The sequence below is a fragment of the Vibrio breoganii genome (assembly GCF_024346795.1).
Taxonomy (GTDB): domain Bacteria; phylum Pseudomonadota; class Gammaproteobacteria; order Enterobacterales; family Vibrionaceae; genus Vibrio; species Vibrio breoganii.
Map to the genome: position 1 here is coordinate 1,121,622 of NZ_AP024865.1, position 23,399 is coordinate 1,145,020.

Below are 23,399 nucleotides of genomic sequence, written 5' to 3' on the forward strand. Positions count from 1 at the left end.
ATAGCCACTTCTACTGCATTGCGGGCTTAGCCAACGGCGCAGCCGCAATGAGCTTAACCTTTCGAGCAAACTGATTACCTAGAATACCACCCACAATCAAAGCACCGAAGAACACCCAACCAGACAATGAGAAATTGGCAATTGGCGTATACAGGGCGCCAACATTACTACCGTTGGCAAAGCGAGTACCTACTCCCATCAACAGCCCACCTACTGAAAACAGCGCATAGTGTTTGAACGTATACTGCGATTTCAATGGCGACGCCCATTTTCCAAGCCAAAGCACAGCAACGAGTGTGCCAAGTAAGATACGTAGGTTTTGCACAGATACCCCGTATTCAAAAAAGGGCATAGTAAACAGCTTCTCTGGTCGATGAGTAAAGGCAGCGATAGATTGAGAATCAATACCTAATGCAATGAGCAATTTACCAAACCAGAGTCCAAAAGGTGTTGATGCGCCCCAACCTGCAGAAGTGGTTGCCATCATAATGCCAAAGATGATGGCAATGACGATGGCCGCAAAATTCATAGTCCATAAACCGCTAAATATTGAAAGCGGAGAAGAGCTTGTTGCAACCTGTTCACGCGCTATCTCACCCTCAACGCCAAGATAAGTGCCCTTTTGTTTTCGGTTCGCTTCATAACGCTTGGCGATGTATATGGTTAGGCCCGATTTCAGATAATAACTGCGATATTCATGGGAAGTTGTAGAAGAGGAAGCCAACTGCTGAAAGTGGTACGCTCTTCTCGCCAAAGAAACAAGCGGTACTACCATGAATTATCAACAGTTGACCGAGGGAAGAAGATATCAGATTTCTGCCCTTTTGGAATGGGGAATTTCAGTGTCAGAAATTGCGAAGACCGTTAAATGCCATCGCTCAACCATTTATCGTGAGTTGAAGCGATGTGGGGAGAAACAGCAATATCTGCCTGAAAAAGCACATCAACTTTCAGTAGCGAAACGACAACAAGCAGATAAGTATCGAATACCCCAACAGCGCGTAGATTTCATCGAGTTTTTGCTCACTAATGACTGGAGTCCAGAGCAAATATCTAATGTGTTAACTCGCGCTGGAGCTAAAGTTAGCCATGAGTGGATTTACCGTTTTGTTGCTCGTAATAAGCAACAGGGTGGCAAACTCTTTCGGCACTTACGTCAAGGCCAAAAACGGTATCGACGGGGTAAGAAAGAGAAAGCGCCAGCTATTAAAAATGCAGTTTCGATAGATGATAGGCCCGACGTGGTTGATAACCGAGAACGCCTTGGTGACTGGGAGATTGATACGGTTCTGGGTAAGCATGGGACAGGAGCAATCGTCACTATTTTAGAGCGTAAAACACGCTTTTATCTGACGAGAAAAGTCTCATCGAAGTCAGCCAAAGACGTCACTCAAGCGACCATAGATATGTTACTGCCTTACAAAGAATTCGTTCATACCATTACCGCAGACAATGGTCGGGAATTTGCTGGCCATGAAGAAATAGCCAAGGCACTGAAAGCTGAGGTGTAGTGGCATAGTTAATTTGCTCACCCCTACAGCTCTTGGGAGCGGGGAGCTAATGAGAACGCTAATGGCTTATTGAGGCAGTACGTAAAGAAAGGGACAGACTTAAGAACGGTCAGTGACGAGGATATCGAAAGAGCTCAACATCGTATCAATTACCGTCCTAAAAAGTGTTTAGGGTTCAAGCAGCCTGCTGTTGTTTTTCAAGAAATGATGTCGGCTGCTTGAAAGTTAAGAATGTCGCAGTTCGGAGTTGAATTCGGGATTTTGCTTTCAAATGCAAAACCGCCTCAAGCTAAATATCTAGCTCGAGGCGATTTTTTATTCTATCGATTTTAATTATCGCCAAAATAGTGCGTAAATAAGCTATCACCACCGTACCAAGTTTGAGCGGACATAGAATCTGACAACATGCGCATGTCACCCTGATAACTATCTGATGTAGCGCCACGTTCGGTAATCAACTGAACTAAGTATGGAACATTATTCGGTTGCATCTGTACTGGGTTACCTTGAAATGCAGGTTGTGAATTATCACCTACATGTCGATATCCAAAAGTATGTGAAAACTCATGAATTAATAGTGGCCCATTTGCTTTTTGGGGGCTTCTTGCAATTTGAGTCGGATGGAAGTAAACATTTAGGTGACCTACATCACCTTGTGCATTGCCTGAATTAGAGATGCTTACATAAAAAGTGTATTGATTATGTTCGCGTTGTAATGTGTCTAATATTGCCTGTTTATATTCAGCATAATCATCAGGAACATCATGAATAGCTAGCGTGTACACTGAAGGGGTTTCATAGAAATATGTGCTATTTAAATATTTAGCATTAGCAGAAAACATTTTTTGGAATTTTGGAGAATTAATTATAAATGCTACACGCCCGAATAATTGACCAATTTTTTTCTGCCCCTCTTGGTTGGGGTCATACTGAAGCCAACTGGTATTTCCCTTGTCTGCAAAATCATACGTAGTTCCGTAGAAAACATCATGCTCAACATCAACAGCAACCATTGCTGCATCAAAGTGATCATTTTTAAGAACTGTCTCGATATCATTATCTTGCATTCCAATTTTTTTCAAGTTTTTTGTTATCTCAGAGTCAGATAGATCCTTTGCTGCATGTGTTTGCACCTCTTGTTGAACATGCTGTATACCTTCTTTCAGATTATCATCTGTGCGATGAAACTCAGCATCAACCCTATCACCAGTCTCTTGTATAACATCTTTGACGTGATGCACACCCGCTTCTATTTTTTCCTTAGCCGAATCGCTATCACAACCATTCAAAACAAGTGCCGAAACCACCGCTAACACTAAACCTTTAACCTTCAAATTCATCGTAAATCCTCTACATAATAAAAGTATCAAAGGCGCATTTTGATACGGCTTACTGCGCTCTGTTGAATAACTGATAATCAGTATGTACGAAGATTTGAGAACCTGAAAACTAATCTATGATTGCAAAAATGAACAGCCTATCGACTCATTTTTAGTATGTTGCGGAACACTAAAACTAACCCAGACAGCACTGTGATTTTAAAGCAAATCTCAGAGGTTTTATGGATTGAAGCGAACACAGGGCTTTGAGTAACCACTGCTCCTTGTGATTGAAGGTGCAAGATTTCGGGGATGAAATAAAAGCCAAATAGCAAACCCGTGCCGACCATCAAACTCATGCTAACCAGCGCTATCCAATCGGAGTCTTTCTTCCAATAGCTCCACAACTCATAAACCAAAGAAAATAAGCAAACAGCGATCAATGGATAAGACAGACGTACAAAGACTTCGGTCATCATCAAGCCTTCTTGAAAGCGATTAAGTACTGATTCGCCTAACCATGAAGAAGAATTAAAGATCACGGGGGCGACCACTGCGCCCGCAAACAATGAAAAGGCAATAACACTGGTCAATGCGATGACGTAAACAATTGAAATTGTTCTAGTAAGTAGATTCATAATGGAAAATGCACTTCAAAGAAAAAGCTCAGCATAACGACTGAGCTTCTATGGGGTTAGAGGTTAAAATTCAAACTCATCGGCTATATCAACGCCCTTAGTGGCGAGATAGGCAAACAGTGAATCAACCGTATTATTGATAATGCGATCCGCTGGATAATCGACGTCAGTGATCAGGGCTTTGGCTTTATCAAAACGTCCTAGATCCCAAGCGTTATGTGCATCTGAGCCAACACTTAACGGAGCGTCATATTTCTTGGCAAGTTCGGCTATTTTGTGACAGTTTGCATAGCTGGCTTTTCGAGCAAACAGGAATGAGCTGTTGTTGATCTCTAGTGCAACGTTTTCCCTTGCAGCTGTCTTGACGATCTCTTCGATGTGGATAGGAAAATTCACATTACCTGGGTGCGTCACCACATGAACCTTACCGCTCTTTATGGCATTGCTCATTGCTTCTGTATTTGAGTCGATATCTCTTGGTGCGAACACTGGGGTATGAAAACCAGTAAGTATGATATCTAGGCTAGAGCGAATAGACTCATCGATATCTATATTGCCCTGCAAGTCTTTGATATTACTTTCTATACCACGAAGGATCCCTACTCCATCGGCGACGCGAGGAAAGGTTAAACTGTTCACAAAATGCCATTTGTGGGGAGCGTCTTCCATATCAGGACCGTGGTCAGTATTGGCGAACAATCGAATACCGCGCTTGGGCGCTTCTCTAACATAATCATGTATGGTGCTGTATGCGTGATCACTCGCCAACGTATGCGTGTGTAGGTCCACCTCTAGCTTATAGGTCATTGTTTTTTCCTTTACCAAACTATCACTACCTAGATAATGAACTATTTGTGTTTCAAAGAAAAATCAATACGTTACTTTTGCGAAGATTTTCTAAACTAAGGCGTTGATATCAGCCGATCTACGCAATCTGTTGGCTGTGCTCTATGCGATGCTCATAAGTAAGCTAGTTGAAAGTATGTTGATAAAACACCAGCAAGAAAGGTTTAAAACGAAGAGAGAAATTGGATTGGAGTTTAAGAAAAAAAGACACTTCCATGTGCTGCAGCTCTAGTGGCATTTCTGCATCAATATCCAATATTGGGAAAATAATTACATACTAGGACTTGTAGTAAATATGCAATTTTGCAACTTATAGTGTTGCTTAATAATTGTTGTTTTTAGTGTTATTCGTATTTGTTTATCTCTTACAGATAAACAAACAAGGCGAGTTAGCTATAGATTTTTATTACACCAACAAACAAAAACCGCTAGTAACTACTACGCCTGTTTGACTCATAAGTAATCTAAGATACTGGTCAACGCAAAAGTTATTAAACAATACTGCGTGTCAGTTAATTATCAGAAAACTATCTCGTTCTAGTGCGGAGAAGTGTACTTACATGTTTGTCATAGATATATAACGTAGGCTTAAGAACATACATTAATGATATTTATATTTGCGCTGTGCTGGTGATTTAAAGACATAAAATCGATGTACTGTTATAGAATCATCTGTCTAGATTCTGGCAGATCGCACATTTGCTTTACGTGGCCTTCTTGCTCGGCATCGCGGATCAAGCGTTCACCTAAGGATATGCCCTCAATATACATCTCATGCTCTTCACTAAAGGTAAATTCTTCACCCGATATTTGAATTGATAGTCTCTCTATGTTTTCACGCATATCTAAGGTCAACTCTTGAAAAAGCTCTGCAGACATTTTGCCAAGTTCAACACAGTATTGATTGATTGTATCTACTGCTCCTACCGCCATAACAGCGTTGTTACGGCTAAACAATGACTCACTGTCATAGTCTTCAGCAGTTACAGGCACAGATACGGAAGTTGCGATGACAACAAATAGTGATGAGAGTGACTTTTTCATATGGTTGCTCCCAGAGGGTGTCATTAACACACCTATGAACGAGGATTAGATGTGAATACCTAAGGTTAAAAAACTATGCAGACGTAAATAACTTACTGATAAACAAAAATAACTGGAGTTACTCGTCGTTTTTACAAAGCCCAAGAGCTACAGATAGTTTTTTATCCATGACGGGATAAGTCGTTTTTTCGATATTGGCGGAAACAGTAGGAAGCGAAGAGAAAAGTAATAAGCCAATAATTGCGAGAGTGTTAATGAGGTAATTATTTCGAGTGCTTCTATTCATGGGTAAACCTTAGAATAATTAGAAGCAAATCCATTTGCTTTATTTACTAGTTGTAAATCAACACCTAGCCAAGTGTTGTTGCTAGTATTTTATTAGAATTGGTAAGCAATACCTAGTGTAACAATGTTGTCATTCTCGCCTACGTTAGAATATTGACTAACTAGGTCACTAGTATTTAGGTAAGTGTAGCTAACGTACGGTCTCCAGTTGTCCATTTCTGCAGATAGAACAACTTCATGTTGGTTTGTATGGTAGTCACCATCAGTAACGTAATACTGGTTACCAATATGTACTACACCAGCATTTGAACCATCGCTGTTTTCATGCGTGTAGGTGTAGTCTAGGCTAACCATACCGAAAGAAACCGATGAACCTGCAATGAACTGGTTGCTGTTAATACCATTGTCACTTAGTAAATCCAATTCAGAACGCTTGTATGCGTAACCACCGAATACGTTGAAGTTATCAGAAATGTTATAAGTAACCACAGCTTCTGCTAGTGCATCAGCACCTGTATCCCACTTGCTCAGCTCACCATAAAGGTTCAGCTCTACTTGATCAGACATATGGAAGTCGTAACCGTAACCTGCTGCCAAGTACCCTTGATCATCAAAAGCAATGTTTACATAGCCATCTTCAGACGTCTGAATAGTTGCGCCCGCTTCTGTTGCGTATTCGCCGTTGTCAGCTGCATTAGATGCAACGTTTTGTTCTAGGTAAACTTCAACTGGCGCTGCGATAGCTGTTGCAGAAACAAGTGCTGCAATAGAAGCAGATAGAAGGGTTAGTTTTTTCATTGGAATCTCCAGTGTTTGATACAAAGAGCTATGTGCTCAGAACATGGAGGGGATTATGAGATAAAGGTCACATTAGATATATAAAGCCATTTTGGGTTAAGACATAAACTGAGCTTATATTTATTGAATGGAGTGATGATTGGCTAGCGAATGGCAATAGGATAAGTAAAAAATAGTAAGTGCATGAAATTAAACATAAAGTGAACCAGCACAGCAGCCCAAAGGCGGCCGGTCAGGTAGAACGCCATTCCATAACAAGCACCAGCGATGGTAGCGAAGCCAATCAATAACCAGCCTCCGGCAAGGTGAGCAATCCCAAACAAAATACTTGCGGCAATTAAGCCAGTTTTCCAGCCCAATTGTTTACTTATTTCTTGCTGTATGAACCCACGAAATATGGCTTCTTCTGCCACGCAGGTTAACAGCAAATTGTTTAGCAAGAACAGCCACCACCAGTTCGGCAATGACACTTCAACCCCTAGCCCACCTAAAATCACGGCAATAGGTAATAAGCTAGTTAGAACGAGTAAGGATTTGACTAGTGACTGCCACTCAACGGACTTAGCTTTACCTAGTAATCCAGGAAAGGCCAACAATAAAGCAAAGAAGATAAGAGGCTTATCGAGGTTAAGGTACATGGTAAATGGGATACTGGCAGGGCCTGTTTGCACCTTATCCAACACCAGTAAATTGGCAAAACCAGGGAGCCAATGCAGCGCCATGCCCAGCGACCAAACAATCGTCACTGTTAGGGCAAGGTATTTTTTAAACCCTTTGTTCCTTGGGACTTGAGAAGCAATAGCAAAGCCAAGCACGGTAACGAGCAGCCCTGTTATAGAAAGGCGAGCCTCAAACCAAGCCCCTAATAAAGCAACTGCAAGAGTGGCAAAAGCTGCGCGCTTTTTGCCAATCAAAGCAAGTGCTATAGCGATTGCGAGGGGTATCCAAACCCAGATAGAGCTGTCAAAGGCCATGATGGGAGCTACAAATTACTATTTTTGATGCTGTTTGAAGATAGCCTTGATCTGTTCTCTTTTCTGCTTATGGTTTTCATCGTGAAGGTAGCGTCTGTGGTAGATCATTCGATAATGCAGGTGATTCAACGGTATAGGGTATTTATATATTTTAAGCCCCAGCATTGGAGCGATTCGCTCGGCTAAGCTGCGGTTAGCGGATGCAATATAGTCGCTATCCGAGGCCAGCATTAGCATTCCTGAAATCGAGCAGGTTTCCACCTTAACAGAGCGCGGTGCCACTGGCTTATCAGAAAGGAAATCGATGGTATTCATCTCACTACGACGAATCTTAAGGGCAATGTGTTGCTCTCTATAGAAATCCTCATAGGTCATAGTTTCTCCGATTCTCGGATGATCTGCACGAGTTAAGCAAACAGGCTCATCGGTAAAGACTTCTTCCACCACGAACGAATGACGTTTGTTGTGCAAGACATCAATAAGTAGGTCTACCTTTTGACTGGTTAGATCGTCGAATACTTCATTCTCATCAAGTGGAGCATCCGAAAACTCCATTCCAGGGAGGTCTTTTAGCAGGTGTAACACCGTTTCACTGCAATGCACTTTTAGCGCATCGTCTTGAGCCTCAACGGTTTCTAAAACCGACAGCGGTGATTCTATCTTATTAGCCAGAGCTACAGCCGCGCCCGTTGGCGCAATACCCCGCCCCTCTCGCACAAACAACGCCTTACCCACTACAGCCTCTAAACGCTTTAAAGCAGCGCTTACCGCTGGTTGAGTAAGATCGAGTTGTTCAGACGCTTGAGTTATAGACCGGCAACGATACACCGTGAGAAACGTAGTAAGAAGATTAAGATCCATCGATTCAACAAGACAAAGAATTATAATTAAATCATAGATATATATAGACGGTATCTCAAGAAGAAGCGTCTTGTTAACTCACATTTATTCACCGCATCATCTATACTCAAAATCAACGTACCCTTAATTTGCCTGTGTTTAGAAGCAACGATGAAAAACAAGGGCTTATCGTTAAAAAACAATGCAATTTTTCAATAGTTTCGATTAAGCTTAGGGCCATCAATGACCCTAGCAAATCATTACGTTTATTAGGGCCTAAAACCGCCTGAAAATTCAGACGGTTTTTTATTTTAACTTATTGATATTATTATTTTTTCGACTCATTCATATCGAAAATAAAAGTATCCAACCTAGGCAACTAGGTGCGTAGGAGAAATACAGACGTTGAACGCTCAACAACACAATGAACAACCTGTAATCCGTTTAACAGGCGTAAGCAAAAGCTTTGATGGCAAAGAAATCATCGGAAATCTAAACCTAGATGTGAACCACGGTGAGTTCCTTACCATTCTTGGTCCATCAGGTTGCGGAAAGACGACTGTTTTACGCATGATTGCGGGATTTGAAACCGTCGACAATGGCAACATCCTTCTTGCTGAGCAAGATGTTACCGACGTTCCTGCAGAGCAAAGACACGTAAATACGGTTTTTCAAAGCTATGCGCTATTCCCGCATATGACGGTATTTGAAAACGTAGCGTTTGGTTTACGCATGCAAAAAGTCGCCGAAGCCGACATCGAGCCTCGAGTGACGGAAGCGTTAAACATGGTTCGCTTGGGCGCAATGAGCCAGCGCAAACCTAGCCAGTTATCAGGTGGCCAGCAGCAACGTGTTGCCATAGCACGCGCGGTAGTCAACAAGCCAAAAGTTCTGTTGTTGGATGAGTCCTTATCTGCGTTGGATTACAAACTAAGAAAGCAGATGCAAATGGAACTGAAACAACTTCAGCGCCAGCTTGGCATTACCTTCATATTTGTTACACACGACCAAGAAGAAGCGCTGTCTATGTCAGACCGCATCATTGTTATGCGAGACGGCGTGGTTGAACAAGATGGCACGCCTCGTGAAATCTACGAAGAGCCAAAGAACCTATTTGTAGCTCGCTTTATTGGTGAAATTAACGTCTTTGATGCTGTCGCTAAAGAGCGTTTAGACGAGAAACGCATTCGCGCAACTATCGAGGGTGTGGAATCGGTTGTCTACTATGACCAAGCCATTACCGAAAATGAACAACTAAGGGTGCTGCTTCGCCCAGAGGATTTGCGATTGGAAGAGATTCGCGAATCTGAGCAAAAAGGTATTGTTGGGCACGTCATTGAGCGCACCTATAAAGGCATGACCTTAGACTCGGTGATCGAGCTAGAGTCTGGACTTAAGGTGATGATCAGCGAATTTTTCAATGAAGACGACCCAGATGTCGACCATTCCCTAGGCCAAAAAGTGGCTATCACTTGGGTGGAGAGTTGGGAGGTCGTCCTACATGATGAGCAAGAGGTTTAATCTTCAGAACGCGATCATCACGCTGATCGTTGGTTGGTTAACACTGTTTGTTCTTGTACCCAATGTAATGATCATTGGTACCAGTTTTCTAACTCGTGATGAAGCCAACCTAATTGAGCTGACATTTACCTTAGACAACTATGCTCGTCTAATGGATCCCTTGTACGCCAAGGTGTTGTGGCACTCGTTTTACATGGCGATTATCGCGACATTTATGTGCTTGATCATCGGCTATCCGTTTGCCTATATCGTCGCTAAGATGCCACCTAAATGGCGTCCCTTTATGCTGTTCTTGGTTATCGTGCCATTTTGGACTAACTCTCTAATTCGCACCTATGGATTAAAGATAGTGCTAGGCACTCAAGGCATCTTAAATAAGTCTCTGATGGCAATCGACATCATAGATAAGCCAATGCGCATCATGTACACAGAAACAGCGGTAATGATTGGCCTCGTCTACATACTGTTGCCCTTTATGATACTGCCTCTCTATTCAGCCATAGAGAAGCTTGATGATACCTATATTGAAGCAGCGAAAGACCTAGGAGCGAATAAGCTACAAACCTTTACTCGTGTTGTGTTGCCGCTAACCATGCCAGGCATTATCGGTGGCTGTTTGTTAGTTCTGCTACCTGCACTCGGTATGTTCTATGTCTCCGATCTACTGGGCGGTGCGAAAAACCTACTGATAGGTAATGTCATTAAGAGCCAGGTACTCAATGCAAGGGATTGGCCGTTTGGGGCGGCGACCAGTATCGCTCTTACCCTTGCGATGGCCATTATGCTTTATGCGTATTATCGCGCTGGCAAGTTATTAAATAGAAAAGTGGAGCTGGATTGATGGGGCGCACACTCAGATTTAGTTTTATGACCTTGGTGTATGCGTTCTTATACCTGCCCATTATTGTGCTGATCGCGAACTCCTTTAATGCCAGCAAATTTGGTATGAAATGGGGAGGCTTCACCACAAAATGGTATGAAAGCTTACTCAACAACGATAGCTTGATGCAGGCGGCATGGCACTCATTGAACATCGCCGTATTTTCGGCAACCGCAGCCACTATTATTGGTAGCTTGACCGCCGTTGCGTTGTTTCGCTATCAGTTCAAGGGCAAGCGAGCGGTGAACGGCATGCTGTTTGTGGTAATGATGTCTCCTGATATTGTTATGGCGATCTCTTTACTCGCGCTGTTTTTGGTCATTGGGGCACAACTCGGCTTCTTCACCTTGTTGATAGCCCATATTACCTTCTGCCTGCCCTTTGTAGTGGTAACGGTATACAGTCGCCTGAATGGCTTTGATGTAAAAATGCTGGAAGCGGCCAAGGACCTTGGCGCAGGCGAGTGGGTGATCCTAAAGCAAATCATTCTGCCCCTAGCTATGCCTGCGGTTGCTGCAGGCTGGTTACTTAGCTTCACACTGTCACTCGATGACGTGATTATTAGCTCTTTTGTTACCGGCCCTGCCTACGAGATTTTGCCCCTAAAGATCTACTCTATGGTTAAAGTCGGCATCTCTCCTGAGGTGAATGCGCTGGCAACGGTAATGCTCATTGTCTCTCTAATACTGGTAATAATTTCCCAGCTTCTCGCACGAGAAAAAGTGAAATAGTCTAAAATTATCGGGTATTTAAAACCCTGCTGGTCAGATCTGGCCAGCAGATAAGTTTACATTGCTCATACCGACTGAACCGTGAAGGCAAAGTCTTCGAGCGATAATTAAATGGAAACGTAATGAAAAGTAAACTCTATGCTAGCGCCCTTTGTGCGGCGACACTGTTCTCTTTCCCTGCTCTATCTGCAGACAAAGAGCTGTATTTCTACAACTGGTCTGAATACATTCCAAATCAAGTGCTAGAAGACTTCACAAAGGAAACTGGCATCAAGGTGATTTACTCCACCTACGAGTCAAACGAGAGCATGTATGCCAAGCTGAAAACTCAAGGCTCTGGCTACGACTTAGTGGTCCCATCCACTTACTTCGTATCAAAGATGCGTAAAGAAGGCATGCTTCAAGAGATCGATAAAGCCAAGCTATCTCACTTTGCCGATCTAGACCCTAGCTACCTAAACAAGCCATTTGACCCTAACAACAATTACTCTATCCCTTATATCTGGGGCGCAACTGGCATTGGTGTAAACTCCGACATGGTTGATAGCTCAACAGTCACCAAGTGGGATGACCTATGGAATCCTGAATGGGAAGGTCAATTGATGCTGATGGATGACTCTCGCGAGGTATTCCATATCGCACTGACTAAACTGGGTTACTCTCCAAATACCACCAACCCAGAAGAAATCAAAGCGGCTTACGAAGAACTGAAAAAACTGATGCCGAACGTATTGGTATTCAATTCCGACTTCCCTGCTAACCCTTACATGGCTGGCGAAGTCTCGCTAGGTATGCTGTGGAACGGTTCGGCTTATATGGCTCGCGAAGAAGGTGCGCCAATCGATATCATCTGGCCAGAAAAAGGCACTATATTCTGGATGGATAGCTTAGCCATTCCGTCAGGGGCGAAAAACACCGAAGCGGCTCACAAGATGATCGACTTCTTACTACGCCCAGAAAACGCGGCCAAGATTGCATTGGAGATTGGCTACCCAACCCCTGTTGCTACTGCGCATGATCTACTTCCAAAAGAGTTCGCTGAAAACCCTAATGTATACCCACCAAAAGAAGCATTAGAGTCTGGAACTTGGCAGGATGAAGTTGGCGAAGCCAGCGTGTTGTACGAAGAGTACTTCCAAAAACTTAAAGTAGAATAGAAAAACTAAGGCCCGGGCCCGTTAAATGCACCATTTAGCGGGCCTTTTTGTTTTCACCGCATTATCGTGAACGCTACATTGTGTAGTGTAAGCCCTAGAAGAAATACATTAAAAGCGGAAGGCCGAGACCTACTATTTTTTGGCATTGTCGCAAAGTGATCACACTAAGTTCAAGTTCATCCTATAGACTGCCTCTGTGTTTACTACCAAAGGTCTCCCTTAATGTCTAAAGTGTCTCTTAACACTCTTTCCGCAATCTACAATTATGTGAATTTAGCAAAGAAGCTACGAGCAACATCCGGTGAAGTAGCCGTTAGGGATAGCCAGAAATTGATAGAAAACGCCTTAGAACTGACTGACTTAGGGAAAGATAGTCGTAACAATCAAGAGAACTTTGAGTCAGATACACAGCTGTTACTGATGTTTCTAGAAGAAGAATTAGATAAGCGTAAGCTAAGATTCGATGTCTTAAAATAGCCCACTTTCGCAATGTAAAAGTAGCCTATGGGTCAGCAAGTTCACGTTAAAAACAACGCTATGCCGACCCAAATCATCAATTAAAATGTATACTGATGGTCAAACCGTATCAAAGCTTTTTTATTGGCTTTGTGCAGCTTTAACCAATGTTGCTAAGATAAAAACGCCGAATAGCACATGCAGATTAAACGCCCATGCGATCATCGCAATGATAAACGCTACTAAAGTGCCGCCTTGATTACCCCAAAACATCATTTTCTTGTTCATAACCCCACCACCTATTTGCAGAGAAGACTAACAAAGTGGGTCAATAGGCTATCCGTTGGGCTTATCCATTATGCTTTTCGGGTTCATTATTATTATGCAACAGGTTACCCACTAACACATTGATACTGTTCGCATTTTAAACGAAATTCTCTGCAAAAAATGAAAAGGCTAGAGTTACTCTACTTCCACCTGTGGTCTAAATACCATTTCATGAACAATGACATCTTCAGGGAGCTTAAGCAGACCGAGAATGGTGCGAGCAACACTTTCTGGCCTCATATACTCAGGTCTTTCAGCCTGTCTAAAACTGGTGTCTGTGCCCCCTGGAAGCAGGTTTGTTACCTTGATGCCATGAGGTTGAGCTTCTTTCATCAGCACGCCCGTAAAGCCAGCCAATCCTTGCTTCATAGCGGTATACACCGACATTGTCTCACTCGCTCTCGTTGCTACTGTGCTGGTGACATTCACTATGTACCCAGACTTCTGTGCTTTCATTAACGGCAAGGCCTTGTTGGACAATAGCATTGGGGCTCTTAGATTGACGGCGTATTGTAGATCTAGCTCTTCAATAGAAAACTCATCCACTGGGCATTTGCGCGAGTTCATTCCGGCATTATTGATGAGTACATCTAGGCCGTTCAGATCACGAACCGCTTGATCAAACATCTCAACCACTTGGTTGGATAAGCTAAGGTCATACGCGCCAATATGACAGCCTGTTACGGTTTTAAGCTCAGCAAGCTTGTCTTGATTTCGGCCTGTTGCAAATACTTGGTAGTTCTCAGCGCAAAGCTGTTTAACCAATTCAAAGCCAATACCGCTACTTGCACCTGTTACGATCACTTTCATTCTACTCACCTTATCTGCGCCAAAAATCACTCATTTGTGTCATACCCCAATTTACCCTTTTCCTGCATTTAATAAATAAAGACTTCGATTGATGTGACATAGATAGACACAAGCAATTGCATCATTTTGTTAGCTGGCTTTGCAGAAGGTAACACGCATAAAAAATGCCACCCGAAGGCAGCATTGGTTATTTATTGTGGTTGATTCAAATACCGAATCCAATTCAGCGCCACTCGGTCTGATTTGATCTGGTTGGCTTTTTGCGCATGCTTTAGCGCCTGCTCTCGATCGCCTAAGCGATAATACGCTTCAACATTCGTTAGCTCTCTTCTTGAGCTCTCTTTAACCTTGCTTAACTGGGATATCGCCGTCTTATATTGTTTGTTTTGCATAAGCAATTGAATGTAAGACCAACGATAATCGCTATCTTTACTGGACGCTCTAGCCCAAGCATTAAGAGACTCTTCCCACTCTCTTGCCTGTTGCCAGTACTGCGCTTCAATAGCGAGATCCTTCGCTTTCGTCTCATTGCCTTTATTCAAATCATGGAATATTAAAGCCGACTTTTCTGGCACACCTTGCTTGGAATAAAGCTGAGCCATCATTCGATACTGATCTTTGGTTAGCTCAAAACCCGCTCGCTCATACTGCTTAAGTGTTGAGAGCGCTTGTTGATGGTTCCCTACTCTCAAATACAGGTTGAGTGTTTGTGTCCACCAGCGTTCGGCTTCTGGCTCTAACCCTCTTAATGCCAATGTGGTTTTTAGAGCATTGTTCCATTGCTTCAAGGAAAGCTCCGCGCCCAAGCGCAGATTCAATACTGATGTGGTCGTTTTGCCACCTGCAGAGTAATAGCTCTTCGATGCAGTCAATACTGACGGCCAATTCTCCATCTGATAGTTAGCTTGCCCAACACGAAGCCATATCTGCTGAATCGTCTCTGGTCCCAAAGAGTTCTGAGTTTTATTCTGGGCAATCACTTGATGGTAGTTGTCTAGCGCTTGGCTCATTTTGCCATTTGATAACTGAATATCCGCCAGCATGCGCTGAGTTTCGATATGCTGCTCAGCAGGCAGCCCTTTCAGCTCGACAGAATGGGATAGTGCTTTTTCTGCGTTCTCGCTTTGCTCTTCTTGCCAATACAAGATACCCAGCATTCGCTGCACATAAGAGGTATCAAAGGCTCTACTAGAATCTACGCTCTCTAGAACCTCGATCGCCTTTGCATCATCGCCTTGGTTTTGCAGTTCATAGGCTTGATGCACTCGATTGGCAGTAGAGCGGCTAAGCTCTAGAGCATTCACGTTTGAGCCAAACAAAATAGCCATCAGCACAAGAGTTAAAAATGATCGGTTCATCATTGCAGTTTAAACTCCAGCTTCACGGTTTGACCTTCTCGAGGCGTCGCCTTGCCATTCACCACCAAGGGTTGGTACTTCCATCGCTGTAGCGCTCTTGTGGCTTCTCTATCAAACACTCGGCTAGGCTCACTCTGCACCACTTCAATGTCGATAGGGTTTCCTACTTCATTGATGGTAAAGCTCATTACAACATAGCCTTCTATCTTACGACTCAGTGCTCTTGCCGGATATCGAGGCTCCATACGATGCAATGGCATCACCTGTTGGTTTTGTGCAATCTTCATCGGACCTGGATTTGAAATGGCCAGCCCAGTAACTGCGGTATCCAAAGCAACCTGAGGCAAGTCTAAACTGTCTAACGAGATTGAATTTTCCGATACGTTACTTGAATTACTGACCTGAGTTTCCGGCGGCTGTGCTGGCTGCTCTGGTGGTTCAGGCAATTGGCGCTGACGGCGCTGCGTTTGGCTATCTTGCTCAACTTGCAACATATCAAATCTGACCGTTGGCTTTTGATCAGGCAAAGGCGTCTTGCCCATATTGACCAGCCAGGTCATAAAGCCGAAGACAAAAAAGGTCATCAAAATAGCAGCGGGCAGCGCAATGAATAATCGTTTCATCAAAGATCTTCACTTCGCTGCAGTAGCCAGTGCGATTTTTTCAATACCTGCACCTTTTGCGCCATCCATCACCTCAACAACCGTGCCATTAAAGGCAAACTTGTCGGCTTGGATAACCACTGAGGCATCGGGCTTGTCAATGATCATACTTTCTAGCGTGGCTTGCACTCGTTCAACATCGACCAAGCGCTTATCGATATACACTTGGTTGGTGTCTGTGATGGCAATGAAGATACCTGCATCTTTTTGGCTGGTTGCGTGGGCAGCCTGAGGACGATTGACCTCAACACCAGATTCGCGCACAAAAGAACTGGTCACAATGAAGAAGATCAACATGATGAATACGATATCTAGCATCGAAGTCATGTCCACCTGTGCTTCTTCGTTACGCTCGCGGCGGCGTCCTAATCTCATAATATTAACCTTCAGCTATGGATTCGCAGCAGTCGCTCTAAGTGCAACTGTTTACGTTCTGCCAATCCATATAATCTTGAATAAACAAACATACCAACAAGCGCGGCAACCATGCCTGCCATCGTTGGAATCGTGGCCATGGAAATACCGGCCGCCATTAGGCGTGGCTCACTGTTTCCTTGGGCCGCCATCACATCAAACACCGAGATCATGCCCGTTACGGTTCCCAGTAGCCCAAGCATCGGGAACAGAGCGACCAGCACCTTCATCAAAGAAAGTGAACGCTTGAGACTAGATTCTGATGCCGATAGCCATGCGTTTCTTTGCGATAGGGCGTACCAAGAATGACGGTCTGTACGTTGTTGCCACTTAAGCACCCAGTCATGCTGACTCTTTGGAAATGCCCAAAAGAAGTACAAGATTCTATCTAGAACAAGTATCCAAAAAACCAGCATCACAATGGCAAGCCACCACAGAACCGGACCACCTCGAAACATCAGCTCTTCAATAGAACCAACAAGGGGTACGTTTGATAGCATCGCCCACATAGACGCAATGTCGTTCATTATGCCGTTGCCTCTTGTGCAATCTGGCTGTCCGTTGCGTGTTTACGCTCAGCGCTTTCAGCGACCAAGCCCACACCTTGTTTCTCAACCACATTACGAATGCCTTCAGATAAGTTCGATAGTAAGTTATGTACTAGCAGTAGTGGCATTGCCGCGATCAAGCCAAGCACGGTTGTGATCAAGGCCATTGAAATGCCACCCGCCATAATACGAGGGTCAGCATTACCAAACTGAGTAATGGTCTGGAAGGTATCAATCATGCCTGTCACTGTACCGAGTAGACCAAGCATAGGTGCAAGCGCCGCCAACAGCTTGATGGTAGAAATACCTTGCTCTAGCGTTTCTTGCTCATCCATTACCGCTTCTAACAAACGAAGCTCTAGCGCTTCAACCGTTGGGCTTTGGTCTTGCTTATGAACCAACATCACTCGTCCAAGCGGGTTGTCATCTGATGGTGAGTCCACGTCTTTTAGCTGCTTGGCGATCTTAGACTTAATAGACATCAGAACTACAGCACGATATAGACCGATTAGGAGGCCGATGAGTAGCAAACCAAGAATGATCTTACCCACTAGGCCACCTTGCTCAATGCGTTGCATCAAGGTTGGGTTGTTGGCTAGTTGTTCCAGCAGCGCACCGCGTGTGGCATCAATGGCAATCACTGGCATTTCAGCGTCCATATTCGCATTGAGAGTCAGTGCCTGCTTTGGTTGTACTGTATAGGGCGTAGCGATCTGCTTGTCCGTGTTCCACACTAGATAGCCATTGTCATCTGCCAAGGCGAATGCACCCATGCGCAACACTTGCTTCTGCTCAATCTCACCTGAGCCACCTACAAACGGCACATCAATGATAGAGGCTTGTGAGCTTGTCTTGATCTGATGAACATAAGACTGCCAAAGACCATATAGCTGATCTTTAGAAGGGATAGACTTTGCTTCAATGATGTCATTGATAGTTGCTACGTCTTGCTCAAGACCAATAGAGGCAACCGAACGCTCTTGTTCTAATTGAACATCTTTTGCAGATTGACGAACAACCCCAAAGATTTCACCCAAGCTGCCTGTGGCTAAGGTCAGTTCCTTCTCTTTTTCAGAAAGCTTTTGCTCATTTTCTTGAAATTGTGCGCTCAGCGAATCTATTGATTTATTAAGGTTGGCGCGCTGCTTAACCAGAGCATCATATTGGCTTTGAAGCTTTTTCTCTTGAGATGCAAACTCAGCTTCTCGTTGCTTGTTGTGTTGCTGCTCGGTTGCTTTTGCTTTTGCCGTTTCATTCAAAAGATCTTGGTTAGCATGAGCAGGTAAAACGTACATTACCGATGCTAAGGCTAGGCTAATCGTGGCTAGGAAATGCTTCATGGATTATTTCTCCTCACCATTAACGCTATCAACCTGAATCAGCGACACTGGCAACTCAAGAAGGCTTGGCGAGGCATGCTTTGCCGCCACATCAAATGCTTTATCGATTTCACGACCTACTCCACTGCCTTGTGCAACCCATGACTTAGTGTTGTCATTCCATGCCCAGTAGTTCTGACGATCGTTTGAACGTGCCACTAGGGAAATACGACCCAGGTACAATTGCTCAGCAATAATATCTTTGCCATCTACTGCTATTGTTCCCGAATACGCGCCCATTTTAGTGCCGTAGTCCATTTCAATCTGGTACGCCTCTAGAATACGACGGTATTTTTCAGCGTCGCTAACGTCAGCTTGAGTCATCATTTCATTCAAGCTATCTAGGCGCTTAGCTCTTGCTTCAGTGCGGATGGGGCGGTCTTCAGCATTAAGCTTTTCAAGACCTTCTAGCATCTCGTACATCAAAGGAACAATGCTTTGGCGAGTATCATCGATTTGAGAAAGCTGCGCATCAAACCCTTCAAGCTCTTTACCTTGGCTTGCGATCAAGCCTTCAAGGTGTGAGTTATAAACAGAGAGATTATGAACTTCTTGCTTGAGCCCAGCGATGTCGGCTTCTAGTTGCATCGCCTTGTCGCTGCTCTTAACAACGCTATTTTGGGTCTTTGCTGCACCTTGCGTTATCTGCGTCTCGATATTCTGAGATTCTTGCAGTGTCGCTTGCTCATTGGCCATAGCCATTGAGCTCGTCATCGATAGCCCTGCAACAAGCAGATATCGCATTTTTGTGTGGTTCATAGGTTTCTCGTAAATCTGTGATTTAGCTATTAGTGAATAAGGTAATACAAACGGAGGCTGTTTCTCAAATTGGCGGTTGGTACATTTGACGGATAAGACAAACCCTTCATGCCCTATACACCCACAATGACACATTGTAAGCGTGCGCTAGTGTACAAAAATAACGACAACGCAAATGAGAAGTACTTTTATTTGCAATAATGTCGGCTATATTAAAGACAGAAAACAACGGATGCAATAGAGAAAGAAGTAGCAAGACTATTAAAACTAAATCTTTGATTAATGCGCCGATTTTTATAACTTCTAACTACAAAATAACATAGAAATCATTAACCAAATTAACAAATCAATCTCAGTTTTGTATCTATTAGAATACGTCATAACGTAGTCATTGAAGTGGCTTTTGGATTACCTTACTTATTTTCTTTTAACTGCCTTGACCTCCCCTATCTAAACAAGGTTTAATTGCGCCCCTTTTTCGTAGCACTCACTGGTCTTTGGAGGACACATGGCAATAGGTTTTGATTACGGTACGGCAAACTGCTCCGTGGCACATATTATCGACAACCAAGCAATCCAAATTCCATTAAGTAATGGCGATAAGTACATCTCTTCAACCTTGTGCGCGCCTACCTCTGAATCGGTATCTGAATACCTGTATCGTCGTAAGAAGATAATGCCAATCACTCAGCCCGGTGAGGCGGTGTTGCAGCGTGCGATTCGTGCCAACCGCGAGGAAGGCATAGACGTTATGGAAGAGGAAATCCTGTTTGGGCAGCCGGCTCTGGATCTGTACCTCGAAGATCCAAAAGATGTTTACTACATCAAATCACCCAAGTCTTTCTTAGGTGCAAGGGGGCTGCGTGACGTGCAGCTCGCCTTCTTCGAAGACTTGGTGTGCGCCATGATGGAGAACGTAAAATCTCAAGCTGAACTATCCCTTGGAAACGCCGTTGAAGATACGGTGATTGGTCGCCCCGTAAACTTTCTTGGCCGTGGCGGGGAAGAGTCAAACCAGCAAGCACAAGACATATTGCTCAGAGCGGCTACTAGAGCTGGCTTCAAAAACGTCGAGTTTCAATTTGAACCCGTTGCTGCGGGACTTGATTACGAGAGCACATTAACCTCGGACCAAAACGTGTTAGTGGTTGATATCGGCGGTGGTACAACCGACTGCTCCATGATCCAAATGGGCCCATCTTGGCTGGGTAAAAGTGATCGTAAAGAAACTCTACTGGGTCATACAGGACAGCTGGTAGGGGGTAACGATCTCGATATCCATATCGCTTATAAGCAATTTATGACTGAGTTCGGTAAGGGAAGTCGCAAACAATCAGGCCTTGAAATACCTATCAGTCAATTTTGGCACTCTATTTTGATTAATAATGTTCAGGCGCAGCGTGACTTTTACGGCAAAGAAAACCTAGCCCTGCTTAAACAATTGCATCGCGAAGCTTGTGAGCCAGCCAAATTGGCGCGAATGATCGAAGTACACAAAGGTGCACTTGGTTATGGCATCGTCTCTCAGGCCGAAAGTGCCAAGATTTCCTTATCTGAGGACGAGAGCTATCTCGCCAAGATCAAGCTTCTTAGCGAGATGGTCGAGATCCCAGTGTTGAGGCAAGAGATGGAACAAGCCATTGAAGTGCCGAAAGAGAAGATTACTAAGCTAGTCCTTGAAGCCGTTCAGCAATCGCAGACCACTCCGGACGCGATATTCATGACTGGGGGCTCTGCCCGCTCTACTGTACTAAGAAATGCAGTGCAAACCGTACTACCGAATGTGCCTGTAGTGAGCGGTAACTACTTTGGCTCTGTTACTGCTGGCTTAGCACGCTGGGCAGATGTGTGCTTTAAATAGACTCTACAAATTGCTTTTGAAAGCCCTCTAAATTCGGTCTACGCTTAACTTTCAAGGCTAAGTCGTTATCATTTATGAGGGTTGAAATGAATTTAAAGCCTATACAGTTTGTCATTCTTGGCGTTATCGTGGGGTTCTTCATGAATAACCTTTATCACGTATCACAAGAAGCGAGAGCGGCCGATAAGGTTGCTAACCACTCCCCCTTCTCAAACTGCTCTGTGGATCAGAAACAGTCTTAGTGCCCAACTAAGCTGGTTTATAGGGTGAGCTTAGGCTGAATAAAATCAATAAACGCTGAGATACGTTTTGATACCGTAGAAGAGCGATAGTAAACCGCATTCACCAACTCACGTCCTGTATTGCTCATCTTGTCACCTTCCAGCAAAGAGACTAAGCGCCCTACCTCTATGTCTTTGTTCACCATAAAGCCAGATAGGCATGCGACACCATTTCCTTCAAGCGCCAACTGCCTAACTGTTTCGCCATTACTTGAGATAAAGGTTTGTTCTAAAGGAGAAAAACCTCTTAAAGGCCAGTCATTAAGTACCTTTACCCCCGCAAAGCCGATAATGTCATGAGTAGAAAGGTCGCTGGTTTGCTGCGGTATGCCTCTTCTAGATAAGTACTCCGGCGAGGCAACAATGTACAGAGGGCTTTTGCCTAGAGGTCTGGCATGAAGGGTTGAATCGGTCAGCGACCCGATGCGAATCGCGATGTCAGTTTTCTTTTCTAGAAGGTCTACAAAGCCTTCGTTGGACGTCAGTTCTAGCTTAATGTCCGGATAGGCTTGGTTGAACTCTTTTACTAATGGTACCAACTGATGAAACACAAACGGGCTGGCCGCATCTACTCTCAAGCGCCCTTTTGGCAGTTCACCTCGAGAAACAATATCGTCCTCAGCTTTTTGCAGTTGTTGAAGCCCTAATCTCACCCCGTCAATAAACTGTCGCCCTTCATCCGTCAGTTCGACACGGCGCGTTGTGCGATTGAGTATGGATACTCCTAACTGCTTCTCAACCTTGCTAACAGAGCGTGACACTCTAGCAACTTGGATATCCAGCGCCTCTGCGGCTGCAGAGAAGCCGCCACTATCAACTACGGTAAGAAGAATTTCGAGATCATCAGAACGAGTAAGCATAAATTAGATTTAATAAGTGGGTATTGTTGCAATTATAACAACAATTAGTGCTTACAACCGCTTAATAACGAAACAAACAGACTCAATCGATTGAGCTCTTAAAACGACGAGATTGTAGGCCGCGTCCAACGATCAAAGCGAGCAACCAAGCCCAAGATAAAGAGCCGCCAGATTCATCGCCAAAGCTAGAATCTCCTTCATCAGGGGTATAGTTTTCTCGGTCGAACTCAGTAACGATAACCTGAGGTATCTCTCGTCCCGCTAATACGTCTGCAATCCAGCCTCGATATTCTGCAACCTCAGTGTACGCTGACGAGTAGTCAGAATCTGGATTTCCACATTTTGTGGGTCCGTAACTGGTTATCCCCACCTGAATATATTGACTGCCGTTGTACCAATATAGAGGGCCGCCTGAGTCGCCCCCACAGGTAGAATTGAGTAAATCCGTATCAGGGCTGTAATCACCAATCAGGCAGAGTTGTTTGCTACTCGTTCCAGCCGACGAACAACCAGAGCTCGAAAGCAATCTTTGAGTTGTGCCTTGTAAACCATCAGAGTCATCTGTACCCGAACGCGTATAACCATGGCCAATGGTCACCATCTCTGTTCCCACCACATCGTAATACGAGATGTCACTCATAGACGCTAAGGTAACGTAGTCAGAAGGGTCTACTGGCATTGGGTTTTCTAGCTTAATGATAGCGATATCATCTGGCCAGCTCAGCGCTTCATTGTCGACAAAAGTGTTTGGATAGTAGAATTCGCTAGCGCGGATCAATTGGACGCTGCCATTGAGAACCTGCTGTTCGTTTTCAAGCTGAGGAGCAATAGAAGTGTAGGTATAGTAGTAAGAGTCGCCCTCGACACAGTGGGCAGCAGTAAGTACATGATACTCATCGAGAATCGTCGCACCGCAATAGTTTTGGTACAAACCGGAAGTATCTAATTGGTCAAAGTAGAGGCTAGAAAACGAAGGGAACGTTTGAATCGAAACGGAGATCCCGTTTACGATGTATGTACTCGCTCCTCCATCGGTTGCCACTGCGTGAACCGGTCCGAGCGAAACGACTGCACACGCAGCCAATCTAAACGCCTTATGCATACCCTACTCCATCAATTAGTGCACTCTGCCTAGGTAGT

Annotated in this window: 25 protein-coding genes and 1 pseudogene; 8 read left to right on the forward strand and 18 right to left on the reverse strand. The window is 44.2% G+C overall.

Annotation, left to right across the window (positions count from 1 at the left end):
- Window positions 1–10 precede the first annotated feature (10 nt).
- Entirely contained in the window at window positions 11–775 is a 765-nt protein-coding gene (locus tag OCU35_RS17980; protein ID WP_261826135.1) for a YeeE/YedE family protein, read from the reverse strand.
- Between OCU35_RS17980 and OCU35_RS17985 the strand changes: the two are divergent.
- Window positions 774–1,733, forward strand: a pseudogene (locus OCU35_RS17985) (IS30 family transposase). The gene OCU35_RS17980 and the pseudogene OCU35_RS17985 sit on opposite strands and share 2 nt — an antisense overlap.
- 107 nt (window positions 1,734–1,840) lie before the next feature.
- Here OCU35_RS17985 and OCU35_RS17990 read toward each other — a convergent pair.
- The 7 genes from OCU35_RS17990 to OCU35_RS18020 all read right to left on the reverse strand — a co-directional run bounded on the left by OCU35_RS17990 (window position 1,841) and on the right by OCU35_RS18020 (window position 8,276).
- Window positions 1,841–2,851 (reverse strand): hypothetical protein, encoded by a 1,011-nt coding sequence (locus OCU35_RS17990; protein WP_102427334.1) that lies wholly within the window; start codon window positions 2,849–2,851, stop codon window positions 1,841–1,843.
- 137 nt (window positions 2,852–2,988) lie between these two features.
- Entirely contained in the window at window positions 2,989–3,468 is a 480-nt protein-coding gene (locus OCU35_RS17995) for a DUF4149 domain-containing protein (RefSeq protein ID WP_261826136.1), read from the reverse strand.
- 63 nt (window positions 3,469–3,531) lie between these two features.
- The gene (locus OCU35_RS18000; RefSeq protein ID WP_261826137.1) at window positions 3,532–4,275 is read right to left on the reverse strand and encodes a phosphatase; all 744 of its coding nucleotides are present in this window, start codon (window positions 4,273–4,275) and stop codon (window positions 3,532–3,534) included.
- A gap of 699 nt (window positions 4,276–4,974) precedes the next feature.
- On the reverse strand, window positions 4,975–5,358 hold the full coding sequence (locus OCU35_RS18005; protein WP_102430957.1) for a hypothetical protein: 384 nt from the start codon (window positions 5,356–5,358) through the stop codon (window positions 4,975–4,977).
- A gap of 378 nt (window positions 5,359–5,736) precedes the next feature.
- Entirely contained in the window at window positions 5,737–6,441 is a 705-nt protein-coding gene (locus tag OCU35_RS18010; RefSeq protein WP_102430956.1) for a hypothetical protein, read from the reverse strand.
- A gap of 143 nt (window positions 6,442–6,584) precedes the next feature.
- On the reverse strand, window positions 6,585–7,415 hold the full coding sequence (locus OCU35_RS18015) for a CPBP family intramembrane glutamic endopeptidase (RefSeq protein WP_102334752.1): 831 nt from the start codon (window positions 7,413–7,415) through the stop codon (window positions 6,585–6,587).
- 18 nt (window positions 7,416–7,433) lie between these two features.
- Window positions 7,434–8,276, reverse strand: coding sequence for a LysR family transcriptional regulator (locus OCU35_RS18020; RefSeq protein ID WP_026026377.1), 843 nt, complete (start codon window positions 8,274–8,276; stop codon window positions 7,434–7,436).
- Window positions 8,277–8,660: 384 nt separating this feature from the next.
- Between OCU35_RS18020 and potA the strand changes: the two genes are divergently transcribed.
- The 5 genes from potA (at window position 8,661) to OCU35_RS18045 (ending at window position 13,021) form a co-directional block, all read left to right on the forward strand.
- Entirely contained in the window at window positions 8,661–9,776 is a 1,116-nt protein-coding gene (gene potA, locus OCU35_RS18025; RefSeq protein ID WP_017029838.1) for a spermidine/putrescine ABC transporter ATP-binding protein PotA, read from the forward strand.
- Entirely contained in the window at window positions 9,760–10,617 is an 858-nt protein-coding gene (gene potB, locus OCU35_RS18030) for a spermidine/putrescine ABC transporter permease PotB (protein ID WP_026012755.1), read from the forward strand. The genes potA and potB overlap by 17 nt, the downstream gene beginning before the upstream one ends.
- A complete protein-coding gene (gene potC, locus OCU35_RS18035) occupies window positions 10,617–11,387 on the forward strand; it encodes a spermidine/putrescine ABC transporter permease PotC (protein ID WP_017029840.1) in 771 nt (256 codons plus the stop codon). The genes potB and potC overlap by 1 nt, the downstream gene beginning before the upstream one ends.
- Window positions 11,388–11,509: 122 nt before the next feature.
- Complete coding sequence (locus tag OCU35_RS18040) at window positions 11,510–12,544, forward strand: extracellular solute-binding protein (RefSeq protein ID WP_261826138.1); 1,035 nt, start codon at window positions 11,510–11,512, stop codon at window positions 12,542–12,544.
- A 222-nt stretch (window positions 12,545–12,766) separates the two neighbouring features.
- A complete protein-coding gene (locus OCU35_RS18045; RefSeq protein ID WP_102382313.1) occupies window positions 12,767–13,021 on the forward strand; it encodes a hypothetical protein in 255 nt (84 codons plus the stop codon).
- Window positions 13,022–13,141: 120 nt separating this feature from the next.
- Here OCU35_RS18045 and OCU35_RS18050 read toward each other — a convergent pair whose 3' ends face one another.
- The 8 genes from OCU35_RS18050 to OCU35_RS18085 form a co-directional block, all read right to left on the reverse strand.
- Window positions 13,142–13,288 (reverse strand): hypothetical protein, encoded by a 147-nt coding sequence (locus OCU35_RS18050; RefSeq protein WP_017031927.1) that lies wholly within the window; start codon window positions 13,286–13,288, stop codon window positions 13,142–13,144.
- 174 nt (window positions 13,289–13,462) lie between these two features.
- Window positions 13,463–14,137, reverse strand: coding sequence for an SDR family oxidoreductase (locus OCU35_RS18055; protein ID WP_261826139.1), 675 nt, complete (start codon window positions 14,135–14,137; stop codon window positions 13,463–13,465).
- A gap of 191 nt (window positions 14,138–14,328) precedes the next feature.
- The gene (locus OCU35_RS18060; protein ID WP_102452080.1) at window positions 14,329–15,498 is read right to left on the reverse strand and encodes a tetratricopeptide repeat protein; all 1,170 of its coding nucleotides are present in this window, start codon (window positions 15,496–15,498) and stop codon (window positions 14,329–14,331) included.
- Entirely contained in the window at window positions 15,495–16,118 is a 624-nt protein-coding gene (locus OCU35_RS18065) for an energy transducer TonB (protein WP_102430953.1), read from the reverse strand. Before OCU35_RS18065 ends, OCU35_RS18060 begins: the two co-directional genes overlap by 4 nt.
- A 9-nt stretch (window positions 16,119–16,127) precedes the next feature.
- On the reverse strand, window positions 16,128–16,532 hold the full coding sequence (locus tag OCU35_RS18070; RefSeq protein WP_017029848.1) for an ExbD/TolR family protein: 405 nt from the start codon (window positions 16,530–16,532) through the stop codon (window positions 16,128–16,130).
- An 11-nt stretch (window positions 16,533–16,543) separates the two neighbouring features.
- Window positions 16,544–17,098 (reverse strand): MotA/TolQ/ExbB proton channel family protein, encoded by a 555-nt coding sequence (locus OCU35_RS18075; protein ID WP_261826140.1) that lies wholly within the window; start codon window positions 17,096–17,098, stop codon window positions 16,544–16,546.
- Window positions 17,098–18,459 (reverse strand): MotA/TolQ/ExbB proton channel family protein, encoded by a 1,362-nt coding sequence (locus OCU35_RS18080; protein WP_261826141.1) that lies wholly within the window; start codon window positions 18,457–18,459, stop codon window positions 17,098–17,100. The genes OCU35_RS18075 and OCU35_RS18080 overlap by 1 nt, the downstream gene beginning before the upstream one ends.
- A 3-nt stretch (window positions 18,460–18,462) precedes the next feature.
- On the reverse strand, window positions 18,463–19,257 hold the full coding sequence (locus OCU35_RS18085; protein WP_065210496.1) for a DUF3450 domain-containing protein: 795 nt from the start codon (window positions 19,255–19,257) through the stop codon (window positions 18,463–18,465).
- A gap of 508 nt (window positions 19,258–19,765) precedes the next feature.
- On the opposite strand from OCU35_RS18085, the gene yegD reads away from it, so the two are divergent.
- Together yegD and OCU35_RS18095 are read left to right on the forward strand one after the other, a co-directional pair.
- Window positions 19,766–21,118: a molecular chaperone gene (gene yegD / locus OCU35_RS18090; protein ID WP_261826142.1), complete on the forward strand. Its 1,353-nt coding sequence runs from the start codon at window positions 19,766–19,768 to the stop codon at window positions 21,116–21,118.
- A gap of 86 nt (window positions 21,119–21,204) precedes the next feature.
- A complete protein-coding gene (locus OCU35_RS18095; RefSeq protein WP_017031919.1) occupies window positions 21,205–21,360 on the forward strand; it encodes a hypothetical protein in 156 nt (51 codons plus the stop codon).
- 17 nt (window positions 21,361–21,377) lie between these two features.
- Here OCU35_RS18095 and OCU35_RS18100 read toward each other — a convergent pair whose 3' ends face one another.
- Together OCU35_RS18100 and OCU35_RS18105 are read right to left on the reverse strand one after the other, a co-directional pair.
- Window positions 21,378–22,259, reverse strand: a complete 882-nt coding sequence (locus tag OCU35_RS18100) for a LysR substrate-binding domain-containing protein (protein WP_261826143.1) — start codon at window positions 22,257–22,259, stop codon at window positions 21,378–21,380.
- Between the two features lie 82 nt (window positions 22,260–22,341).
- Window positions 22,342–23,361, reverse strand: coding sequence for a S1 family peptidase (locus OCU35_RS18105; RefSeq protein WP_261826144.1), 1,020 nt, complete (start codon window positions 23,359–23,361; stop codon window positions 22,342–22,344).
- Window positions 23,362–23,399 lie beyond the last annotated feature (38 nt).